This is a genomic window from Allobosea sp. NPDC055353, from assembly GCF_053644975.1.
In genome coordinates this window covers 1,270,078-1,290,112 of the sequence record NZ_JBSHMC010000001.1, presented here as the reverse complement: position 1 = coordinate 1,290,112, position 20,035 = coordinate 1,270,078, and the positions used below count along the sequence as shown (strand labels likewise).

Here is a 20,035-nt window from a genome sequence, read left to right as displayed (position 1 = left end):
CCGGAAGCCTCAGGCCTGTTCCTTCTCGATCCATTTATAGGTCGCCGCCGGGACGTAAGTTTCCATCCGGTCGAGCAGCGTCGCCGGCTCGGTATCGGTCATCGCCATGGCCCGGTGGTTCTGCTTCAGGAAGCCGGCCTCGACGGTGCGGTCGAGGAAGGTCGCCAGCGGATCGTAGAAGCCCGCGACGTTGAGCAGTCCGAGCGGCTTGGCATGGATGCCGAGCTGGCCCCAGGTCCAGATCTCGAACAGTTCCTCGAAGGTGCCGATGCCGCCGGGCATGGCGATGAAGCCGTCCGAAAGCTCGGCCATGCGCGCCTTGCGGGTGTGCATGGTGTCGACGACCTCGAGCCGGGTCAGCCCGACATGGCCGACCTCCTTGTCCTTCAGCGCTTGCGGGATGACGCCATGGACCTGGCCTCCGGCCTCCATCGCCGCATTGGCGACGATGCCCATCAGACCGACCGCACCGCCGCCATAGACCAGCGTCAGACCGCGCCGGGCGATCTCGGCCCCCATGGCGCGGGCACCCGCCGCATAGACGGGGTCATTGCCCGGGTTGGAACCGCAGAAGACGCAAACCGATCTCATGAACCGAGAGCCTGCAGGATGCGGGCCCAGGAGCGCTGGCCCTTCTGGAAGGAGGACAGGTCGTATTTCTCGTTCGGCGAATGGACCCGGTCATCGTCGAGGCCGAAACCGACGAAGAGCGTGTCGATGCCGAGCGTGCGCTTGAAATCGCCGCCGACAGGAATCGAGCCGCCGCTGCCGATCGAGACGACGCGCCCGCCCCATTCCTCGGCGAGCGCAACGCGCGCCTTCTGGAGCACCGGCGAATCCACCGGCACCGCCAGCGCCGGCGAGCCGGAATGGCTGATGAATTCGGCGGTCACGTCCTCGGGCAGGCGCTCGCGGATGAACTGGTGGAAGGCGGCGGCGATCTTCGCCGGGTCCTGATCGCCCACAAGGCGGAACGAGACCTTGGCCGAGGCCTGGCCTGGAATGAGCGTCTTGCTGCCCTCGCCGGTATAGCCACCCCAGATGCCGTTGACGTCGCAGGTCGGGCGCGACTGGATCTGCTCGATCAGCATCCGGCCCTTTTCGCCGATCGAGTGCTTCAAGCCCACCTGGCCGAGAAACTCCTTCTCCGTCAGGTTGAGATCGGCCCATTCCGCCTTCTGGGCATTGGTCGGCTCGTGCACGCCCTCGTAAAAGCCGGGAATGGTGATGCGGCCGGTCTCGTCATGGATCTCGCCGAGGATTCGCGCGAGAAGATGGATCGGGTTGGCGGCCGCGCCGCCGAACAGGCCGGAATGCAGGTCGCGGTCGGCGGCGGTCAGCGTGACCTCCTGATAAACCATGCCGCGCAGGGTCGAGGTGATCAGCGGCGTATCGCGGTCCCACATGCCGGTATCGCAAACCAGCGCGTAGTCGGCCTTCAGCTCGGCCGCGTTGGCCTTGATATAGCCGGGCAGATTGACCGAACCGGACTCCTCCTCGCCCTCGACCAGGATGGTCAGGCCGATCGGCAGGTCGCCGGTCTCGGCCAGCGTCGCGCGCACGGCCTCGATGAAGGTCATCACCTGGCCCTTGTCATCGCAGGCGCCGCGCGCCGAGATGATCTTGCGGCCGGGCTCGAGCTCGCGAACGACCGGCTTGAACGGGTCGGTGTCCCAGAGGCTGACGGGGTCGACCGGCTGGACATCGTAATGGCCGTAGAAAAGCGCATGCGGCGCACCGGGCTTGGGGCGATGGGCCAGCACGACGGGATGCCCGCCGGTCTCGCGCAATTCGGCCTTGAAGCCGAGCCCTTCCAGGTCCGCCCGCAGCCATTCGGCGGCAGCGCGCGTCTCAGCATTGAAGGCCGGATCCGTGCCGATCGAGGGGATTTCGAGCCAGGCGGAAAGACGATCGAGCGAGGCATCGAGCCCATCGTCAAGGCGGGCGAGAATAGCGGGAAGCTTGGTCATGACAGCCATCGGATGCGATTCAGATGACGCCATCATGGCAAGCGCCGCCGCGGGCGTCAGCCTCTATTCGCGCATGCCGGGCAGGATCGCGTCTCCTCTGCAGCTCTAATTGCCAATCATTCGCAATTAGGTTGACAGGGCGATCGCGAGCCGATACCCCTTATTGCAACCAAGTTGCAGCAAAGCTCCATCATGTCGCAAAGCGCCCGCGAATCCTCGTCGATCTGGCTTCGATCGCGGGGCGAGCCGTCTCTGACGGATGTCTTCCGCACCATCAAGGTCACGCCGACCTCGTCGACCTGGCGCAAGTTCCTCGCCTTCTTCGGACCGGGCTATCTCGTCGCCGTCGGCTACATGGACCCCGGCAACTGGGCGACCTCGCTCGCCGGCGGCGCCCAGTACGGCTACACGCTGCTCGTCGTCGCGCTGATCTCGAACCTGATGGCGATTATCCTGCAATCGCTCTGCGCGCGGCTCGCCATCGCCACAGGCCGCGACCTCGCCCAGGCCTGCCGCGACGCCTATCCGCCCTATATGGCCTTTCCGCTCTGGCTACTCGCCGAGCTTGCGATCTGCGCCACCGACCTCGCCGAGGTGATCGGCACCGCGATAGGCCTCAACCTGCTCTTCGGCATCCCGCTGGAGATCGGCGTACTGATCACCGCCTTCGACGTCTTCATCATCCTGTGGCTGCAGACGCGCGGCTTCCGCTGGATCGAGGCCTTCATCATCACGCTGCTCGGCGTCATCGCGCTGTGCTTCGGCATCCAGATCGCACTGGCCGATCCGAACTGGGGCGAGGTCATCCGCGGCTTCGCGCCGACGACGGAGATCGTGACCAACCCGAACATGCTCTATATCGCGCTCGGCATCATCGGCGCGACCGTGATGCCGCATAACCTCTACCTGCATTCCGGCATCGTGCAGACGCGCGCCTATGGCGAGACGCTGCCGGAGAAGCGCGAGGCGCTGAAATTCGCGACGATCGACTCCACCGTCGCACTCTGCTTCGCGCTGCTGATCAATGCCTCGATCCTGATCCTGGCCGCCGCGACCTTCCACAAGGCCGGCCACCATGACGTCGCCGAACTCGGCAAGGCGCAGGAACTCCTGCAGCCGCTGCTGGGCGCCTCGATCGCGCCCTCGCTCTTCGCGATCGCCCTGCTCTGCTGCGGCCTGAACTCGACGGTGACCGCGACCATGGCCGGCCAGATCGTGATGGAGGGTTTCCTCCGCATCCGCCTGCCGGCCTGGATGCGTCGGCTGGTGACGCGCCTCGTCGCGATCGTGCCGGCGATCGCGGTCACGCTGATCTATGGCGAGAGCCAGACGGCCAAGCTCCTGATCCTCAGCCAGGTCGTGCTCAGCCTGCAACTTCCCTTCGCGGTCGTGCCGCTTGTGATGTTCACGGCCTCGAAGCAGAAGATGGGTGCGCTCGTCGCGCCGCGCTGGCTCAGCCTGACCGCAGGCATCATCGCCGCGATCATCATCGTGCTGAACATCAAGCTGATCTACGATTTCGCCACGGGAGCGTGAGGGGCGATAGCGCCACTTGGCCCCGACAGGCGTCATGCTCGCCCTTGTGGCGAGCATCCACGTCTTGAACACTGCCCTCGATCAGCGAAGACATGGATGGTCGGGACAAGCCCGACCATGACGAAAAACCTTCAGCGCTTGCCCGACATCGACCCCAGAATGCCCCGCAGGATCGCCGTGCCCACCTGACGGCCGATCGAGGTCGCGGCCGAACGGGCAGCCGAGGTGATAATCTTCTCGGTCATGCTCTGCGGCAGCGGGCCGCCGCGCGATCCAGGCCCCGTCTTCGGGCGCTGCTGCGGCGCGCCGCCGCCGAGCCAGCCGCCGATCGTGTCGAGGATGCCGCCGCCGCCGCCATCCGTCGACGCCTCGACGGGGGAACCGTCGGGATTGAGGTTCTTGCGCTTCATCAACTCTTCATAAGCCGACTCCCGGTCGACCATCGTGTCGTACTTGCCCTTTTCCGGCGAGGCGTTGATCGCCTGCTGGCGCTGCTGCGGGGTGCAGGGACCGACCTGCGCCATCGGCGGCGCGATCAGGGCGCGCTCGACCATCTCGGGCGAGCCCTTGCCTTCGAGCATGGAGATCAGAGCCTCGCCGACGGCGAGCTGGCTGATCGCCTCCTCGGTGTTGATCTTCGGGTTCTGGCGGAAGGTCTCGGCAGCGGCGCGTACCGCCTTCTGGTCGCGCGGGGTGAAGGCGCGCAGCGCGTGCTGGACGCGGTTGCCGAGCTGGGCCAGCACGGTATCGGGGATATCGAGCGGGTTCTGCGTGACGAAATAGACGCCGACGCCCTTCGAGCGGATCAGGCGCACGACCTGCTCGACCGCCGTCAGCAGCGCCTTGGGCGCGCCGTTGAAGAGCAGATGCGCCTCGTCGAAGAAGAAGACCAGCTTGGGCTTTTCGAGATCGCCGACCTCGGGCAACTGCTCGAACAGCTCGGAAAGCAGCCAGAGCAGGAACGTCGCGTAAAGCCGCGGATTGTTCATCAGCTTGTCGGCGGCGAGGATGTTGACGATGCCGCGGCCGTCGCGATCCGTCTTCATCAGGTCGTTGATGTCGAGCGCCGGCTCGCCGAAGAACAGATCGCCCTTCTGGTTCTCGAGCACGAGCAGCGCTCGCTGGATCGTGCCGACCGACGCCGAGGTGACGTTGCCGTATTTGGTCGTCAGATCCTGCGCGTTCTCGGCGATGAAGCTCAGGATCGCGCGCAGGTCCTTGAGATCGAGCAGCAGCAGCTTCTGCTCGTCGGCGATGCGGAAGGCGATGTTGAGCACGCCTTCCTGCGTGTCGTTGAGGTCGAGCAGGCGGGCCAGCAGCAGCGGGCCCATCTCGGAAATCGTGGCGCGGACGGGATGGCCCTGCTCGCCGAAGACGTCCCAGAACACGGTCGAGAACTGGTCCGGCTCGTATTTGAGGCCGAGTTCCTTGGCGCGGTTGACGAAAGGCGGCTTGGAATCGCCGGGCGCGACGATGCCGGAGAGATCGCCCTTGATGTCGGCCGCGAAGACCGGGACGCCATTGCGGGCAAAACCCTCGGCCATCACCTGCAGCGTCACCGTCTTTCCTGTGCCGGTGGCGCCGGTCACCAGTCCATGGCGATTGGCGAGCTTGAGCAGGAGGTTTTCGGGCTTGCCGCTCTTGCCGATCAGAATCGCGCCGTCATTCGCCATTGAAATTCGCCCATCAGGTTTCAAACCGGTCCGGCAAGGGTGTAACCAAAGGACGCAGAAGGCGGAAGCCCGACGCCGTTGGAAATCAGATCGTAAATATGTAAACTATTTTTCGAAGGCTTCGTGGCGAAGCCGTTTGGCGAGGGGTTTTGGATCCATGGAAGAATTGCTGACGCGTGTGGCTGGGGCCGCCGGCATCAATGAGGAGCTCGCCCGCAAGGCGGTCGGCATCATCCTCGCCTTCCTGCAGAAGGAAGGCCCGGCCGCCGAGATCGGCCAGTTGATGGCGGCGTTGCCGGGCGCGCAGGCGCTGGCCGATGCCGAAGGCGGCGCCAAGGGCGGCATGCTCGGCGCGATCGGCGGGCTGATGGGCGGTGGCGGCGGCGTGATGGCGCTCGGCGGCCAGCTCATGAGCGCTGGTCTCTCGATGGGTCAGATCCAGACCGTTTCGAAGGAAATGTTCGCTGTCGGCCGCGAGAAGGCCGGAGAGGACGCGATGGGCGCCATCGTCGGCGCGATCCCGGGCCTCGGCCAGTTCGTCTGACCTCAGCCGAATTTTCCGAACGCCGCGGCGCCGTCTCAGGATAGCGCCGCGGCGTTTTTGTATTCTCGCACCTGCTTTGCGACGAAGTAGGGATGGCGGTGCGTGCGCGCCCATGGCAATCAGCGCTCCACGGCTGCACACTGTGCGGAAGAGGAGCATCGGCGCGCATGAACTCGGCTGCCCCATCCGACCTGCCCTATCTCGACGCTTTCGCGGCGCCGTCTCATGACGCCTGGCGCGCAGCGGTCGACAAGGTCCTGAAGGGTGCCGATTTCGAGAAGAGGCTCGTCGGCCGTACTGCCGACGGCATCCGCATCGAGCCGCTCTACCCCGCCGCCACGGCGCCTGCACGGGCGCTTCGCGCCGAGGCTGGGCGCTGGCATGTCGCAGCCCGGCTCGACCATCCGCATCCGCATGAGGCTCGGACACTGGCTCTCGCCGATCTCGAAGGCGGCGCCGATACGCTGACCGTCAGCTTCGCCGGAGCCTTGGGCGCGCGCGGCTACGGCCTCATCGCTGACGATGTCGCGACGCTCGATGCCGCGCTCCAGGGCGTGATGCTGGATCTCATCCATCTGCGGCTTGATCCGGCCCCGCAGGGTCGCATCAACGCGCTGCTGCTCGCCGCCCTGATCCAGAAGCGCGGCCACGCGCCGAGCGAGCTCTCGATCACATTCGGCCTCGATCCTATCGGCGTCTTCGCCAGCCGCGGCTCACTCGCGGCGCCATGGCCCGAACTCGGCCGCCGGCTCGCGGCCACGATCCGCACGCTGAAGGAGCGCGGCTTCGCCGGGCCGTTCATCGAGATCGACAGCCGCCCCTATCACGAAGCCGGCGCCAGCGAAGCGCAGGAGCTTGGCGCGATGCTCGCCACGGCAGTGACTTACCTGCGTACGCTCGAAGCACAGGGGATGGCCCTGTCCGAAGCGCGCGACGCACTCGCCTTCACGCTGGTCGCGGATACCGACGAATTCCTGACGGTGGCGAAATTCCGGGCCGCGCGTCTGCTCTGGAACCGCATCCAACAGGCTTGCGGCCTGACGCCGAAACCGGCGCGCATCCATGCCGAAACGGCATGGCGCTCGCTGACGAAGCGCGATCCGAACGTCAACCTGCTGCGCGGCACGGTCGCCGCCTTCGCGGCAGGCATCGGCGGCGCCGATTCGATCGCCGTCCAGCCCTTCACCGCCGCGCTCGGCCTGCCTGATGCCTTCGCCCGCCGCGTCGCCCGCAACACCCAGCTCATCCTGCTCGAAGAGAGCAATCTCTGGCGCGTCGCCGACCCCGCCGCCGGCGCCGGCGGTTTTGAGACGCTGACGCAGGCGCTCTGCGAGCAGGGCTGGCAGGCCTTCCAGGAGATCGAGCGGCAACGCAGCGGCGATCTCGCCGGCATCGTCGCAGCCCTGGTCGAGGGTCATCTCCAGAACACGCTCGCCGAGCAGCGCGCCGCCCGCGCCAAGGCCGTGGCGACGCGCCGCGAGCCGATCACCGGTACCAGCGAATTCCCGAATATCCGCGAGGAAACGGCGAAGGTTCTCCCCGTTGCCCCGGTCAAGCTCGACGGAAAGCGCGTGCAAGGCAGCCTCGCCGAGCGCAACCAGGGCGAGATCATCCGCTCCTTCGCCGGCGGCGCCGGACGGACCGATGCCCTGGCCGCGCCTGCCGCGGGCCTGCGCTCGGAGCCCCTGCCCTCACTCCGGCTGGCAGAGCCGTTCGAGGCGTTGCGCGACAAGGCCGACGCTCAATCGAAACGCCCGGTCGTCTTCCTGGCGACGCTCGGCCCGATCGCCGATTTCACGGCGCGGGCCGGCTTCGCCCGCAACCTGTTCGAGGCCGGTGGTCTTGAGGCCCCCAGCGGCGATGGGTTGGCGCAGAGCGGCGCCACCGATCTCGACGCTCTCGTTGGCGCCTTGCGTGCCTCGGGCGCGAAGCTCGCCTGCCTCTGCGGCTCAGACGCGGCCTATGCTGCCGAAGGCGCCGCAGCAGCCGAAGCACTTACGAAGGCTGGAGCGACGGTCTGGCTCGCCGGGCGTCCGGCCGAGCCCGAAGCCCTGAACAAGGCCGGCGTCACCACGTTCATCTACATGGGCTGCGACGTGGTCGAGACGCTCGCACAAGCGCAGACCATCGCAGGCGCGTGACCGGAGACTAAGAGTTTGACTGCCATCGCCCTCACCATCGCCGGTTCGGATTCAAGCGGCGGCGCCGGCATCCAGGCCGATCTCAAGACCTTCGCGGCGCATCAGGTCTATGGCGCCAGCGTCATCGTCGCGCTGACCGCCCAGAATACGAAGGGCGTCAGCGCCATCCATGCCGTGCCGCGCGACTTCGTCGCCCAGCAGATGGATGCCGTCTTCGAGGATCTCGATGTCGGTGCGGTCAAGATCGGCATGCTGGCGACCGCCGAATTGATCGAGACGGTGGCGGCCGGGCTGAAGCGCCACGGCGCGAAGAACGTCGTACTTGATCCGGTGATGATTGCGGCCTCGGGCGCGCGGCTCCTGGAAAGCGCGGCGGTCGAGGCGATCCGCACGCATCTCTTCCCGCTTGCAACCTTGATCACGCCGAACCTGCCGGAGGCCGCCGCCCTGCTCGGCACCAGCCCGGCCGAAACCGACGAAGCGATGGACGAGCAGGCCGAAAAGCTCGCGGCGCTGGGCGCAGCGAACGTGCTGGTCAAGGGCGGGCACGGCACCGGTGAGATCAGCAGCGACCTCCTGCTGCTCGCGGGTGGCACACGCCAGCGCTTCAATGCGCCGCGGCTCGAAACGCGCAACACCCATGGCACCGGCTGCACGCTGTCATCCGCCATCGCCGCCAATCTGGCCAAGGGACTGGAGCTGCCGGAGGCGGTCGGCCACGCCAAGACCTATATCTCGGCCGCCATCGCTGCCGCCGATCAGGTTGCGGTTGGCCAAGGCCACGGACCGGTGCATCATTTCCACCATTGGTGGGACAGAGCGTGAGCGCGATGGCGGCCTCATCGGGTTCTCCGTCGCCGCTGCGCCAGCGTCGTATCGAAAGATTGCGGCGCGAAATCACGCTGCTGGAGCATATGGACGGCCGGCTCTGGCGCAGAGCCATCATCGATACGCTGGTCGCGGTGGGCCTGATCGCCCTGCTGCTGATCGCAGTCGCGGCGAAGCTGCACTATTTCATGTATCATCCGCTCGCCGTGACGGCCGCCTGTCTCGGCATCGCGGCACTCGCCTGGTGGCTTGGCCGCTATACGCTCTGGATTCCGGTGGTCCTCGTCGCCCTGCTTCTGGCCATCCTGTTCGAAGGCGATGTCGGCGGCCTCGACTTCGGCGGCAGCGATGGCGGCAAGAGCAAAAACCGACCGGACAAGCGCACCAAACTCGAAGCGGCTCTGGCGAAACGGTGCCGGACCCTGGCGAAACTGGAGGCACGGGCATGACCGCGATCCCGGATTTCACGAAACTCGCTTTCGCCACAGGGGCTCGCCCCTCCGCCAGCGCCTTGCCCACCGGCGAAGCCTGGCAGACGCCCGAGGATATCCCGGTCAAGCCGGTCTACACCGCTGCCGACCGCGATGGCCTGCCTTTCGTCGAGACCTTGCCGGGCATCGCGCCCTATCTGCGCGGCCCCTACCCGACCATGTATGTCAACCAGCCCTGGACGATCCGGCAATATGCCGGCTTCTCCACGGCCGAGGATTCCAACGCCTTCTACCGGCGCAACCTCGCCGCCGGGCAGAAGGGCCTTTCGGTCGCATTCGATCTCGCGACCCATCGCGGCTACGATTCCGACCATCCGCGCGTCGCCGGCGATGTCGGCATGGCCGGCGTCGCGATCGACTCGATCTACGACATGCGCACGCTGTTCTCCGGCATCCCGCTCGACCAGATGAGCGTGTCGATGACGATGAACGGCGCCGTGCTGCCGGTGCTGGCGCTCTACATCGTCGCCGCGGAAGAACAGGGCGTGCCGCAGGCGAAGCTCTCGGGGACCATCCAGAACGACATCCTCAAGGAGTTCATGGTCCGCAACACCTATATCTACCCGCCCTCGCCCTCGATGCGGATCATCGGCGACATCTTCGCCTTCACCTCGGCGAACATGCCGAAATTCAACTCGATCTCGATCTCCGGCTATCACATGCAGGAGGCGGGGGCGACGCAGGACCTCGAGCTCGGCTACACGCTGGCCGACGGCGTCGAGTATATCCGCGCCGGCCAGCGGGCTGGCCTTTCGGTCGATGTCTTCGCGCCGCGCCTGTCCTTCTTCTGGGCGATCGGCATGAACTTCTTCATGGAAGTCGCCAAGATGCGCGCCGCCCGATTGATCTGGGCGAAGCTCGTCAAGGATTTCGGCGCGCAGAACGAGAAGTCGCTACCGCTGCGCACGCATTGCCAGACCTCGGGCTGGTCGCTGACGGCGCAGGACGTGTTCAACAACGTGCCGCGCACGATGATCGAAGCGATGGCGGCGACTCAAGGCCATACCCAGTCGCTGCACACCAACGCGCTCGACGAAGCGCTGGCGCTGCCGACCGATTTCTCGGCCCGCATCGCCCGCAACACCCAGATCCTGCTGCAACAGGAGAGCGGCACGACCCGGATCATCGACCCGTGGGGCGGCTCCTATTACGTCGAGCGTCTGACCGCCGAGCTCGCCGAGAAGGCCTGGGGCCATATCAGGGAAGTCGAGGCGCTTGGCGGCATGGCCAAGGCGATCGAGGCCGGTATTCCGAAGCTGCGCATCGAGGAGGCCGCCGCCAAGACGCAGGCGCGCATCGATGGCGGCCAGCAGGCGATCATCGGCGTCAACTGCTACAAGCCCGACAACGAAGCGGCGATCGACGTGCTCAAGGTCGACAACGCTTCGGTGCGCGCGCAGCAACTCGACAAGCTCCGGCGCCTCAAGGCCGAACGCAGCGAGACCGAGGTCGAGGCCGCCCTGACGGCGCTGACCAATGGCGCCGCCGGCAACGGCAACGTGCTCGATCTCGCGGTCAAGGCCGCCCGCGCCAAGGCCACCGTCGGCGAGATTTCATTGGCGATGGAGAAGGTCTTCGGGCGGCACAGGGCCGAGATCAAGGCGATCTCGGGGGTCTACAAGCGGGAGGTCGGCGACATGAATCCAGCCGTGACGCGCGTCCAGTTGCTCTGCCAGGATTTCGAGGAAGCGGATGGGCGCCGCCCGCGCATCCTCGTCGCCAAAATGGGCCAGGACGGACACGATCGCGGCCAGAAGGTCATCGCCTCGGCCTTCGCCGATCTCGGCTTCGACGTCGATATCGGCCCGCTCTTCGCCACCCCGGACGAGGCGGCGCGGCAGGCGGTTGAGAACGACGTCCACATCGTCGGCGTCTCCTCGCTCGCGGCGGGGCACCTCACGCTGGTGCCGGAGCTCAAGGCAGCGCTTGCCAATGCGGGGCGGCCCGACATCATGATCGTGGTCGGCGGCGTGATTCCGCCGCAGGATTTCGACACGCTGATCGCCGCCGGCGCCTCGGCGATCTTCCCGCCCGGCACCGTCATCGCGGATGCCGCCGAGAAACTTCTGCAGGAATTGAACGAGCGCCTCGGCTACGCCCAGCGGACGGCTGCGGAATAAAGGAAGGCGGGCGCTGCCAGCCGGCAGCGCCCGCCCCATGATTACGACCGACGTGGCGACACTTACCGCCAGCCGTAACCATAGCCGTAGCGCGGCGGAGGCGGCCGCATGCCGTAACCGTCGGAATAGCGGTGCCAACGGCGCTGGCCCCAGAAGCCATGGACGGCGGGCGGCGCCGGGCGCCAGCCATAGCCGTAGGCCGGGCGATCATAGGGGCGCTCATAGCGGCCACCGAAGGCCTGCGCCTCGCCCGCCCCGGCGAATGCCGAGGCTGCGAGCACCGCGCCGTTGAGCGCGAGGGCTAACAAACCGATCCGGGCGCGATTGCCAATCATGGTCTCATGTCCTGTTCCGGCAGGGAGCGCCCTGCCACGGATCGGACATTCGCATGGCGTGGCTGAACGGGCTTTGAGGGCGCCGTTCAGCCCCCGTTTAACTGCCGGACAATTGCTCGCGCTTCAAAATCAGCGAGGCTGCGATCACGACGACGGCGACGGCCCCGATCATGATCGTGCAGGCGGCGTTGATCTCGGGCGAGACGCCGAGCTTCACCGCCGAATAAAGTCGCATCGGCAGCGTCGTCGCGCCGGGCCCCGTCGTGAAGCTCGCGATGACGAGATCGTCGAGCGAGAGCGTGAAGGCCAGCATCCAGGCCGCCGCCACCGCCGGCCAGATCAAGGGCAGCGTCACGGTCCAGAAGGTGACGAAGGGCGTGGCGCCAAGGTCCTGCGCCGCCTCCTCCAGCGAGCGATCGAAACCGGCCAGCCGCGACTGCACGACGATGCAGGCAAAGCCGAGACTGAAGGTCGCGTGCGCGATCGTCACGGTCCAGAAGCCGCGCTCGACATCGACGGCGACGAAGAGCAGCAGCAGCGACAGGCCCGTCACCACCTCGGGCATGACGAGCGGCGCCAGCACCATGCCGGAGAACAAGGTGCGCCCCATGAAACGGCCATGACGCGCCAGGGCAAGCGCAGCCAGCGTACCGAGGATCGTCGCCAGTGTCGCGGAAACGAAGCCGAGCCGGATCGAGAGCCAGGCGGCATCGAGCAGTGGCTCGTTCTGCATCAGCGCGCCGTACCAATGCGTCGAGAAGCCGCCCCAGACCGTCACCAGCCGCGAGGCGTTGAAGGAATAGGCGACGAGCGTCAGGATCGGCAGATAGAGGAAGGCGAAGCCGACGATCAGCGCCAGGATCAATCCGGGACCGAGCCGGCTCATGCCGCCAGCTCCCGCTGCAAGCGCGCCCGCTGGAGCAGGACGAGCGGCAGCACCAGCACGACGAGCAGGACGACCGCAACCGCCGAAGCCAGCGGCCAGTCCCGGTTCGAGAAGAACTCGCTCCACAGCACCTTGCCGATCATCACGGTATCGGGGCCGCCGAGCAGGTCCGGGATGACGAACTCGCCAACCGCCGGGATGAAGACCAGCGCCGATCCGGCGAGAATACCGGGCAGCGAGAGCGGCAAGGTCACCGTCAGGAAGGCCGTGACCGGCGTGGCGCCAAGATCAGCGGCTGCTTCCAGCAGGCCACGGTCGAGCTTTTCCAGCGTCGCGAAGAGCGGCAGCACCATGAAGGGCAGGTAGGAATAGACCATGCCGAGCAGCACAGCCGTCTCGGTGTTGAGCAGACGCAAGGGCTCGCCATCGAAGCCGAGCAGGCCAAGCGCCGCATCGAGCAAACCTTCCGGCCTGAGGATGCCGATCCAGGCGTAGACGCGGATCAGGAAGGAGGTCCAGAAAGGCAGGATGACGAAGACGAGCAACAGGCCACGCCAGCGCGCGGGCACTGATGCCATCGCATAGGCGAGCGGATAGCCGATCGCGAGGGCGAAGAGTGTGGTCAGCGCCGCGATGCGCAGGGAGTAGAGATAGCTCTGCCAGTAGAGTGCGTCGTCGCCGAGCAGGCTGAAATTCGCGAGATCGAGCTGGGAGAGGAATTCGCCAAGCTGGGCGAGGCCCTCCCAATGCGGCGCATAGGGCGGCAGGGCCGTCGCAGCCTGCGAGAAGGCCATGCGCAGCACGATGGCGAAAGGCGCGAGGAAGAACAGCGCGAGCCAGAGATACGGCACGGCCACAACCAGCCGGCGCAACCGCTGCAACGAAGCGACCGCGCTCATGGCGGCAGCACCACGCCGGCCTCGACATCCCAGGATAGCCAGACCTTGTCGTCCCAGGCAAAGGGCCGCGCCAGCCGGCGCGTGCGGTTGGCGAGCGCGACCTTGACCAATTGACCGCCCTCCCCGCCGAGCATCACCTGGATCATGGTGGAATCGCCGAGATAGCCGATATCCCATATCTCCCCGGCGACCTTGTTGACCGCTTGATCCGGCTCGTCATGGCCGATCTCGATCTTTTCGGGCCTGATCCCGACGACGAGCGGCTCGCCCGGCTTCAGGGCCGGCGCCTCCTCGTCGAGCTCGACGGTGCCGACATGTGGGACCTCGGCGCAGACCAGTTCGCCCTCGACGGCCGCGATCCGGCCTTCGAAAATATTGATGTCGCCGACGAATTCCGCGACGTGGCGATTGGCCGGCGCCTCGTAGATCACGTCGGGTGGGCCGATCTGGACGAGCTTGCCATGGTCCATCACCGCCATGCGGTCGGCCATGGTCATGGCCTCGTCCTGGTCGTGGGTGACGACCATGAAGGTGAGGCCGAGTTCGCTCTGCAGGTCCATCAGTTCGAATTGGGTCTGCTCGCGCAGCTTCTTGTCGAGTGCGGCCATCGGCTCGTCGAGCAAGAGCAGCTTCGGCCGCTTGGCGAGCGAGCGGGCGAGCGCGACGCGCTGGCGCTGGCCGCCGGAGAGCTGATGCGGCTTGCGGCTGCCGAGACCGGAGAGCTTGACCAGCGCCAGCATCTCCTCGACGCGCCGGTCGATCTCGGCGCGCGGCAGCCCTTCCCGCTTCAGCCCATAGGCGATGTTGCCGGCCACGCTGAGATGCGGGAACAGCGCATAGGACTGGAACATCATGTTGATCGGCCGCAGATGCGGCGGGATGCCGGTGATGTCCTGCCCGTCGAGCAGGATCGTGCCGGCATCGGGCGTCTCGAAACCGGCGAGCATGCGCATCAGCGTGGTCTTGCCGCAGCCGGAGGGCCCGAGCAGCGCGAAGAATTCGCGCGGGTAGAGCGCGAGCGAAAGATCGCTCACGGCCGTGACGTCGCCGAAGCGCCTGGTCACGCCCCGGAACTCGACCAGCGGCTTCGCCGCCGGGTCGTTCCAGGGTTGGAAGGCCCGGCGCACGCTGCCGGGCGAAGTCTTCTTCATGGCGCTCGCGGCCTGTCCGGAGCCGGTCACTTGCCGGTCTTGACGCGGGTCCAGAGCCGGTTCACCAGCCGCTGGGACTTCTGGTCATAGGGCGTGATCGTATAGAGCCGCCCCATCACCTCGTCCGACGGATAGATGCCGGGATTGTCGCGCACCGCCGCCGAGAGCATCGGCTTCGAGGCGAGATTGCCGTTGGCATACTGGATGAAGTCCGAGTTCTTTGCGGCCATCTCGGGCTTGTTGACGAAGTCGATGAACTTCATCGCGGCGTCGACATTGCCGGCATCCTTCGGGATCACGAAGGAATCGAACCACATCAGCGCGCCTTCCTTCGGGATCGAATAGGCGATCTGGACGCCGTTCTTGGCCTCCTCCGCCCGCTTCTTCGCTTGAAGGATGTCGCCGGAATAACCCACGGCCAGGCAGATATCGCCGTTCGCCAGCGCGTTGATGTATTCCGAGGAGTGGAATTTCTGGATATGCGGGCGGATCTTGCGCAGGAGCTCGCCGGCCTTGTTGAGATCGGCTTCCTTCTTCGAGTCGGGATCGAGACCGAGATAGCGCAAAGCCGCCGGGAACATCTCCTCGACCGCATCGAGCACATGCACGCCGCAATTCGACAGCTTCTTGAGCTGATCGGGTTCGAAGACGATCTTCCAGGAATCGATCACCGCATCGGGGCCGAGCCGCTCCTTCACCTTCGCGACATTGTAGCCGATCCCGGTGGTGCCCCACATGTAGTTCACGGCGTATTTGTTGCCGGGATCGTACTTGCCGAGCCTGGTCTGGATTTCCGGCCAGATATTCTTGAGATTCGGAGCCTTGTCCTTGTCGACCGGCTGGTAGAGGCCCAGCGGAATGTGGCGCGGCAGGAAGGAAGCGGTGACGACGATCAGGTCGTAGCCGGTCTTGCCGGCCAGAAGCTTGGTCTCCACCGTCTCCATCTGGTCGAAGGTGTCGTAGACGACGGTGATGCCGGTTTCCTTCTTGAAGGCGTCGAGCACCTCCGGATCGACATAATCAGACCAGTTGAAGATGCGCAGCTGCCTGTCCTGCGCGACCACTGGTGTGGCCAGAAGTCCCAGTCCGATCGCGCACGCGGCAATCGCCTCGGTCAGTCGCTTCGTCGTCCTGCCCAATCCGCCCCTCCATCGTGTTGGCGCGCGCACGCTACCAGCTTTCCCCCCGGCATCAACCGCCATAGGGCGCGACGGAACGCCCGCGCACAGGCAAGGAGCGCCTGACGCAAGCGTGATGTTGCGGGTTCTTGCCGGCTCGCGCCGCCATGCACATACCGTACCGCATGCGCCTGTTCCGTCGCTTCCTGCTGTTCTTCGCAATCGCCTTCCTGCTGCCGCTCGCGAGCCATGCGGGCTGGTGGTACTGGCAAACGCATGCGCCCGACTGGCGGCGCGCCGACTGGACCAGCGCGAAGCTGCTGCCGGCGGCTTCCGCCGAGCCCGAAGCGACCGTGCATGTCTTCGCCGCCCGCGTCGGCCGCTGGCGCGGCATCTTCGCCCATCATTCCTGGATCGTGGTGAAGGAACGCGGCGCCAGCGCCTACACCCGCTTCGACGTCGTCGGCTGGGGCGCGCCGCTCAGGGTCAACCATCGCGAGGCCGATGGCCGCTGGTTCGGCAACATGCCGGAATCCGTCGTCGAAATCCGGGGTGAGACAGCGGAGCGCCTGATCCCGCGCATAAGGGCAGCCGTGGCGGATTACGCCTATTCCAGCCCCGGCAGCTATCTCGCCTGGCCGGGCCCGAACTCGAACAGCTTCGTCCAGCATGTCCTGGCCGAGGTGCCCGAGCTCCATCAGGCGCTGCCGCCGACAGCGCTCGGCAAGGACTGGCGGGCCGAAGGCCTCTTCGCCGGGCTGACCGCCAGCCGCACCGGCATCCAGGCCTCGCTTTACGGGCTTGCCGGCGTGACGGTCGGCTGGGTCGAGGGCATCGAGATCAACCTGCTCGGCCTCGTCGCCGGGTTCGACCTGCGGAGCCCGGCGCTGAAGCTGCCGGGCTGGGGACGGGTCGGGGTTCAGGAACGCAATGTCTGACAGGCTTGCAGAGCCGGCGAGCAAGCGTTACATGTAACGCTTGTCGGAGTTATCCACATGGCGAATTCCATTGCCAGACGCGTCCAGAAGCGCCGCGATGCCTTGCGGGCGGCAGGCCTGCGGCCAATTCAGATCTGGGTTCCCGATACGCGACGTCCAGGGTTCAGCGAGGAATGCCGCCGTCAAGCGCGGCTCGTCGCCGTCAGCGACAGCGCCGATCGGGAACTGGACGCGTTCCTCGACGCAGCGCTGGACGATCTGGACGACGCCGCCGAATGAAGCGCGGCGACCTCGTCACCGTTGCGATCGCAGGGGATTTCGGCAAACCGCGCCCTGCCCTGATCGTTCAGGCAGACCCGTTCGCATTGACGGCGACGGTAACCTTGCTGCTCATCTCCAGCGATCTCGTCGATGCGCCATTGATCCGGCTGACGGTCGAGCCCGACGCGACGAACGGATTACGCCTTGCCTCCCAGATCATGGTCGACAAGGCGATGACGGTGCGCCGGGACCGGATCGGCCCGGCTTTCGGCCGCCTCGATCCCGAGATGATGATCACGGTAAACCGGTCGCTGGCGCTGTTCCTCGGCCTTGGCTGAGGCAGGCGCAGCGACCGCTCTATCTCAAACCGCCTCGAAGGCCTGCGCCAGATCCGAGATCAGGTCCTCGATATTCTCGATGCCGACCGAGATGCGGATCAGCGCATCGGTCAGGCCGATCTCCTCGCGCAATTCGCGGGCGACGCCGGAATGTGTCATCGCCGCCGGGTGCGAGACCAGGGTCTCGGTGCCGCCGAGGCTGACCGCGAGCTTCATGATCTGGAGGTTGTCGAGCAACGCGAAAGCCTCCTTCTCGCCGCCCTTGACGTCGAAGGCGAAGGTCGAGCCCGCCGCCGTGCACTGGCGGTCGAAGACGGCCTTGCGCGGGTCGCCGTCCCCAAGGTTGCCGAGATAGTGGACCCTGGCGACCTTGGGGTGGCTTTCCAGGTATTCCGCGACCAGCTTGGCGTTCTCGTTGGCGCGGCTCATGCGGATATCGAGCGTCTCCAGCGAGCGCATCAGCATCCAGCAGGAATTCGGATCGGCCTGGGTGCCGAGCGAGCCACGCCAGGCCTTGACCTGCCGCACCAGCGCCTCGGAGCCGCTGATCGAGCCACCGACGAGGTCGGAATGGCCGCCGACATATTTGGTCAGCGAGAGCAGTGACAGGTCGGCGCCCTGCTGCAGCGGCTTCTGGTATTTCGGGCCGAGCATGGTGTTGTCGACGACGACGGGCGGGCGGTGGCCCTGCGACGTCTCCAGCTCGTCGGCGATCATCTTGCAGGCGGCGAGATCGACGAGGCCGTTGGTCGGGTTGGCGGGCGTCTCGACCAGGATCATCGCAACGCGGCCCTTGGCAGCCGCTTCCTTCGCGACCTGACGCATCTGCGCGATGTCGAGCCCATCGGTGAAGCCGAAGGGCGTGACGCCGAAGGCGCCCATCTGGTTCTTCAGCAGCGTCTCGGTGCCGCCATAGAGCGGACGGGAATGCAGGATCGTGTCGCCCGGGCGCAGGAAGGCGAAACAGGTCGTCGCGATCGCGGCCATGCCCGAGGCGAAGACGGCGCATTTCTCGGCCTCGTCCCAGATCGCCAGACGATCCTCGAGGATCTCCATGTTTGGGTGGTTGAAGCGCGAATAAACCAAGCCGGGCTTCTCGCCGGGCTTGGGCTGGCGCCGGCCGGAGGTGAAGTCGAAGAAGTCCTTGCCCTGCTGGGCGTTCTCGAAAACGAAGGTCGAGGTCAGGAAGACCGGCGGCTTCAGCGAGCCTTCCGACATAGCCGGCGAATAGCCGAAGCCCATCATCAGCGTCTCGGGATGGAGCTTGCGGTTGGCGATCCGGTCCTTGTGGTAGTTGTCTTCGCTCATGGCCGTCTCCCTTGCGGTCCTGCGACGCAGGCCGGTTTCTCGCACCAGATTATTCCCATCAGCGCGCCATTGCTTGGCCGATCAGCATCATCCTAATGTCCCCCGAGCAGCTTTCTGCTCAATTTTGACAGGGATGGAGCATATCGTGCTCGATAGCATCGACCGCCGGATTCTCGCCGTGCTGCGCGAGGACGGGCGCATCACCAACCAGGACCTGTCGCAGCGGGTCGGACTGTCGCCGACACCGTGCCTCAGGCGGCTGAAGCGGCTCGAGGAGACCGGCGTCATCCAGGGCTATACGGCCGTGGTCGACCCGAAGGCCTATGGCCTGCCCTTCAGCGTCTTCGTCTCGGTGAGGCTGACACAGCAGAACCAGGAGCAGATATCCGAGTTCGAGAAGGCGGTCGAAAGCTGGAGCGAGGTCGCCGAATGCTATCTCATGACCGGCTCGCAGGATTACCTGCTGCGCGTCGTCACCGACGGAATCGAGGGCTACGAGCGCTTCCTGAAGCAGAAGGCGACGCGATTGAAATGCATCCAGTCGGTCGAATCCAATTTCGCGCTGGCGACGATCAAGAAGCGCTCCGGCCTGCCGCCGGTCTGAAGGGTCTCAGCGAGCGCCGAACAGCTCGGCTGCGGCAGCCTTGGCCATGCCGCTCTGCTGATGTGCCACGTCTGGCACGACGACCTCGCGCCAACGAAGCGTCACTCCGAGGCGGCGCGCTTCGTCGCGGGCCGCGGCCATGAAGTGCTCTCCGCGCGCGAAGCGGGTCGGCCCCTGCTCCTCGGCGCCGCGGGATCTGTTGAGCTGGGGATGGCCGGGATCGGTGTCGCGGTCTCCGAGCATCACCAGCATCGGCTTGGACAGCGCGGCTGCGAGTGTGGCGTCCACAGCCGGCGTGCCCTTGAGCGAATAAGGATAGGCCCGCTCGCCTGCCCGCGCAGGCAGCGTGTAGTAGCCGGCATTGGCCGCGGCCGCCGTCGCAATCCTGGCGTCCGGCATCAGCATGACCATGCGGTGCACGAACTGGGCACCGGCGGAATGGCCGAAGATCGTATAGCTGTCGCCGGCAACGCGGCCGCTGGCGCGAGCGGCGTCGAACAGCCTTTCAATCAGCCCGAAAGTCCATCTGGTCTTGTCCGGCTCGCCGCGCACCCCGCCCTGCTGGAAGCGGCGGCTCGGAAACTGGTCCTTGTCGAAGCGTGGGGCGAGAACGAGGAAACCGCCTCGGTCGCAGCAACCTTCCAGGCGTCGCGGGCGCCTCTCGCATTGCGGCCCATGCCGTGGATCGCAATCAGCAGCGGGCAGGGCTTGGCGGCGCAGGCCGGCGGTACATAGCTCGATACCGCGACGGTGGCCGGCAGCGGATCGGCGTAGCTGCTTTCGGCCGACCCGGTCCCGGCGAAGAGCGGCGGCGTCTCGGCAAAGGCGGAGGAGAGGCCGAAGCTGAGTCCCAGCGCGACAGCCGTCAGTCCCCAGCCCAACCGCCTCATGATG

Annotated in this window: 21 protein-coding genes; 10 read left to right on the top strand and 11 right to left on the bottom strand. The window is 66.2% G+C overall.

Annotated elements, in window-relative coordinates; translation table 11 throughout:
• Positions 1-9: 9 nt before the first annotated feature.
• Positions 10-591: an LOG family protein gene (locus tag ACWIEX_RS05900; protein WP_061964458.1), complete on the bottom strand. Its 582-nt coding sequence runs from the start codon at positions 589-591 to the stop codon at positions 10-12.
• A complete protein-coding gene (locus ACWIEX_RS05895) occupies positions 588-1,970 on the bottom strand; it encodes a M20/M25/M40 family metallo-hydrolase (RefSeq protein ID WP_454032162.1) in 1,383 nt (460 codons plus the stop codon). The genes ACWIEX_RS05900 and ACWIEX_RS05895 overlap by 4 nt, the downstream gene beginning before the upstream one ends.
• Positions 1,971-2,162: 192 nt before the next feature.
• On the opposite strand from ACWIEX_RS05895, the gene ACWIEX_RS05890 reads away from it, so the two are divergent.
• A complete protein-coding gene (locus tag ACWIEX_RS05890) occupies positions 2,163-3,506 on the top strand; it encodes an Nramp family divalent metal transporter (RefSeq protein WP_454032161.1) in 1,344 nt (447 codons plus the stop codon).
• Positions 3,507-3,637: 131 nt separating this feature from the next.
• On the opposite strand, the gene ACWIEX_RS05885 is transcribed toward ACWIEX_RS05890, so the two are convergent.
• Positions 3,638-5,179, bottom strand: a complete 1,542-nt coding sequence (locus tag ACWIEX_RS05885; protein WP_454032160.1) for a helicase HerA-like domain-containing protein — start codon at positions 5,177-5,179, stop codon at positions 3,638-3,640.
• 157 nt (positions 5,180-5,336) lie between these two features.
• On the opposite strand from ACWIEX_RS05885, the gene ACWIEX_RS05880 reads away from it, so the two are divergent.
• The 5 genes from ACWIEX_RS05880 to scpA all read left to right on the top strand — a co-directional run bounded on the left by ACWIEX_RS05880 (position 5,337) and on the right by scpA (position 11,303).
• Positions 5,337-5,723 (top strand): DUF2267 domain-containing protein, encoded by a 387-nt coding sequence (locus ACWIEX_RS05880; RefSeq protein ID WP_454032159.1) that lies wholly within the window; start codon positions 5,337-5,339, stop codon positions 5,721-5,723.
• Between the two features lie 167 nt (positions 5,724-5,890).
• Positions 5,891-7,864, top strand: a complete 1,974-nt coding sequence (locus ACWIEX_RS05875) for a methylmalonyl-CoA mutase family protein (RefSeq protein ID WP_454032158.1) — start codon at positions 5,891-5,893, stop codon at positions 7,862-7,864.
• Positions 7,865-7,879: 15 nt separating this feature from the next.
• Complete coding sequence (gene thiD, locus ACWIEX_RS05870) at positions 7,880-8,689, top strand: bifunctional hydroxymethylpyrimidine kinase/phosphomethylpyrimidine kinase (RefSeq protein WP_454032157.1); 810 nt, start codon at positions 7,880-7,882, stop codon at positions 8,687-8,689.
• Positions 8,686-9,141: a hypothetical protein gene (locus tag ACWIEX_RS05865; RefSeq protein ID WP_454032156.1), complete on the top strand. Its 456-nt coding sequence runs from the start codon at positions 8,686-8,688 to the stop codon at positions 9,139-9,141. The genes thiD and ACWIEX_RS05865 overlap by 4 nt, the downstream gene beginning before the upstream one ends.
• Positions 9,138-11,303 carry a methylmalonyl-CoA mutase gene (gene scpA / locus ACWIEX_RS05860; RefSeq protein WP_454032155.1) on the top strand — a complete coding sequence of 722 codons (2,166 nt, stop codon included), beginning with the start codon at positions 9,138-9,140 and terminating at the stop codon, positions 11,301-11,303. Before ACWIEX_RS05865 ends, scpA begins: the two co-directional genes overlap by 4 nt.
• A 62-nt stretch (positions 11,304-11,365) precedes the next feature.
• Here scpA and ACWIEX_RS05855 read toward each other — a convergent pair whose 3' ends face one another.
• The 5 genes from ACWIEX_RS05855 to ACWIEX_RS05835 form a co-directional block, all read right to left on the bottom strand.
• Positions 11,366-11,638, bottom strand: coding sequence for a hypothetical protein (locus ACWIEX_RS05855; protein WP_454032154.1), 273 nt, complete (start codon positions 11,636-11,638; stop codon positions 11,366-11,368).
• Positions 11,639-11,735: 97 nt separating this feature from the next.
• Complete coding sequence (locus tag ACWIEX_RS05850) at positions 11,736-12,524, bottom strand: ABC transporter permease (protein WP_454032153.1); 789 nt, start codon at positions 12,522-12,524, stop codon at positions 11,736-11,738.
• A complete protein-coding gene (locus ACWIEX_RS05845; protein WP_454032152.1) occupies positions 12,521-13,423 on the bottom strand; it encodes an ABC transporter permease in 903 nt (300 codons plus the stop codon). The genes ACWIEX_RS05850 and ACWIEX_RS05845 overlap by 4 nt, the downstream gene beginning before the upstream one ends.
• On the bottom strand, positions 13,420-14,574 hold the full coding sequence (locus ACWIEX_RS05840) for an ABC transporter ATP-binding protein (RefSeq protein ID WP_454032151.1): 1,155 nt from the start codon (positions 14,572-14,574) through the stop codon (positions 13,420-13,422). The genes ACWIEX_RS05845 and ACWIEX_RS05840 overlap by 4 nt, the downstream gene beginning before the upstream one ends.
• A gap of 26 nt (positions 14,575-14,600) precedes the next feature.
• Positions 14,601-15,713, bottom strand: a complete 1,113-nt coding sequence (locus tag ACWIEX_RS05835) for a polyamine ABC transporter substrate-binding protein (RefSeq protein ID WP_454032150.1) — start codon at positions 15,711-15,713, stop codon at positions 14,601-14,603.
• A 164-nt stretch (positions 15,714-15,877) separates the two neighbouring features.
• Here ACWIEX_RS05835 and ACWIEX_RS05830 point away from each other — a divergent pair, with 164 nt between their 5' ends.
• From ACWIEX_RS05830 to ACWIEX_RS05820, 3 genes are read left to right on the top strand one after another with little or no spacing between them, the layout of a single operon-like run.
• Positions 15,878-16,630 (top strand): DUF3750 domain-containing protein, encoded by a 753-nt coding sequence (locus tag ACWIEX_RS05830; RefSeq protein WP_454032149.1) that lies wholly within the window; start codon positions 15,878-15,880, stop codon positions 16,628-16,630.
• 57 nt (positions 16,631-16,687) lie between these two features.
• Positions 16,688-16,909 (top strand): antitoxin MazE family protein, encoded by a 222-nt coding sequence (locus ACWIEX_RS05825; protein WP_454032148.1) that lies wholly within the window; start codon positions 16,688-16,690, stop codon positions 16,907-16,909.
• Complete coding sequence (locus ACWIEX_RS05820) at positions 16,906-17,229, top strand: type II toxin-antitoxin system PemK/MazF family toxin (RefSeq protein WP_454032147.1); 324 nt, start codon at positions 16,906-16,908, stop codon at positions 17,227-17,229. The genes ACWIEX_RS05825 and ACWIEX_RS05820 overlap by 4 nt, the downstream gene beginning before the upstream one ends.
• A 24-nt stretch (positions 17,230-17,253) precedes the next feature.
• Here ACWIEX_RS05820 and ACWIEX_RS05815 read toward each other — a convergent pair whose 3' ends face one another.
• Positions 17,254-18,537 (bottom strand): cystathionine gamma-synthase family protein, encoded by a 1,284-nt coding sequence (locus tag ACWIEX_RS05815; RefSeq protein WP_454032146.1) that lies wholly within the window; start codon positions 18,535-18,537, stop codon positions 17,254-17,256.
• A gap of 133 nt (positions 18,538-18,670) precedes the next feature.
• Here ACWIEX_RS05815 and ACWIEX_RS05810 point away from each other — a divergent pair, with 133 nt between their 5' ends.
• Positions 18,671-19,141, top strand: a complete 471-nt coding sequence (locus ACWIEX_RS05810; RefSeq protein ID WP_061964482.1) for an Lrp/AsnC family transcriptional regulator — start codon at positions 18,671-18,673, stop codon at positions 19,139-19,141.
• 6 nt (positions 19,142-19,147) lie between these two features.
• On the opposite strand, the gene ACWIEX_RS05805 is transcribed toward ACWIEX_RS05810, so the two are convergent.
• The gene (locus ACWIEX_RS05805; protein WP_454032145.1) at positions 19,148-19,693 is read right to left on the bottom strand and encodes a hypothetical protein; all 546 of its coding nucleotides are present in this window, start codon (positions 19,691-19,693) and stop codon (positions 19,148-19,150) included.
• On the bottom strand, positions 19,651-20,031 hold the full coding sequence (locus ACWIEX_RS05800; protein ID WP_454032144.1) for a hypothetical protein: 381 nt from the start codon (positions 20,029-20,031) through the stop codon (positions 19,651-19,653). Before ACWIEX_RS05800 ends, ACWIEX_RS05805 begins: the two co-directional genes overlap by 43 nt.
• Positions 20,032-20,035 lie beyond the last annotated feature (4 nt).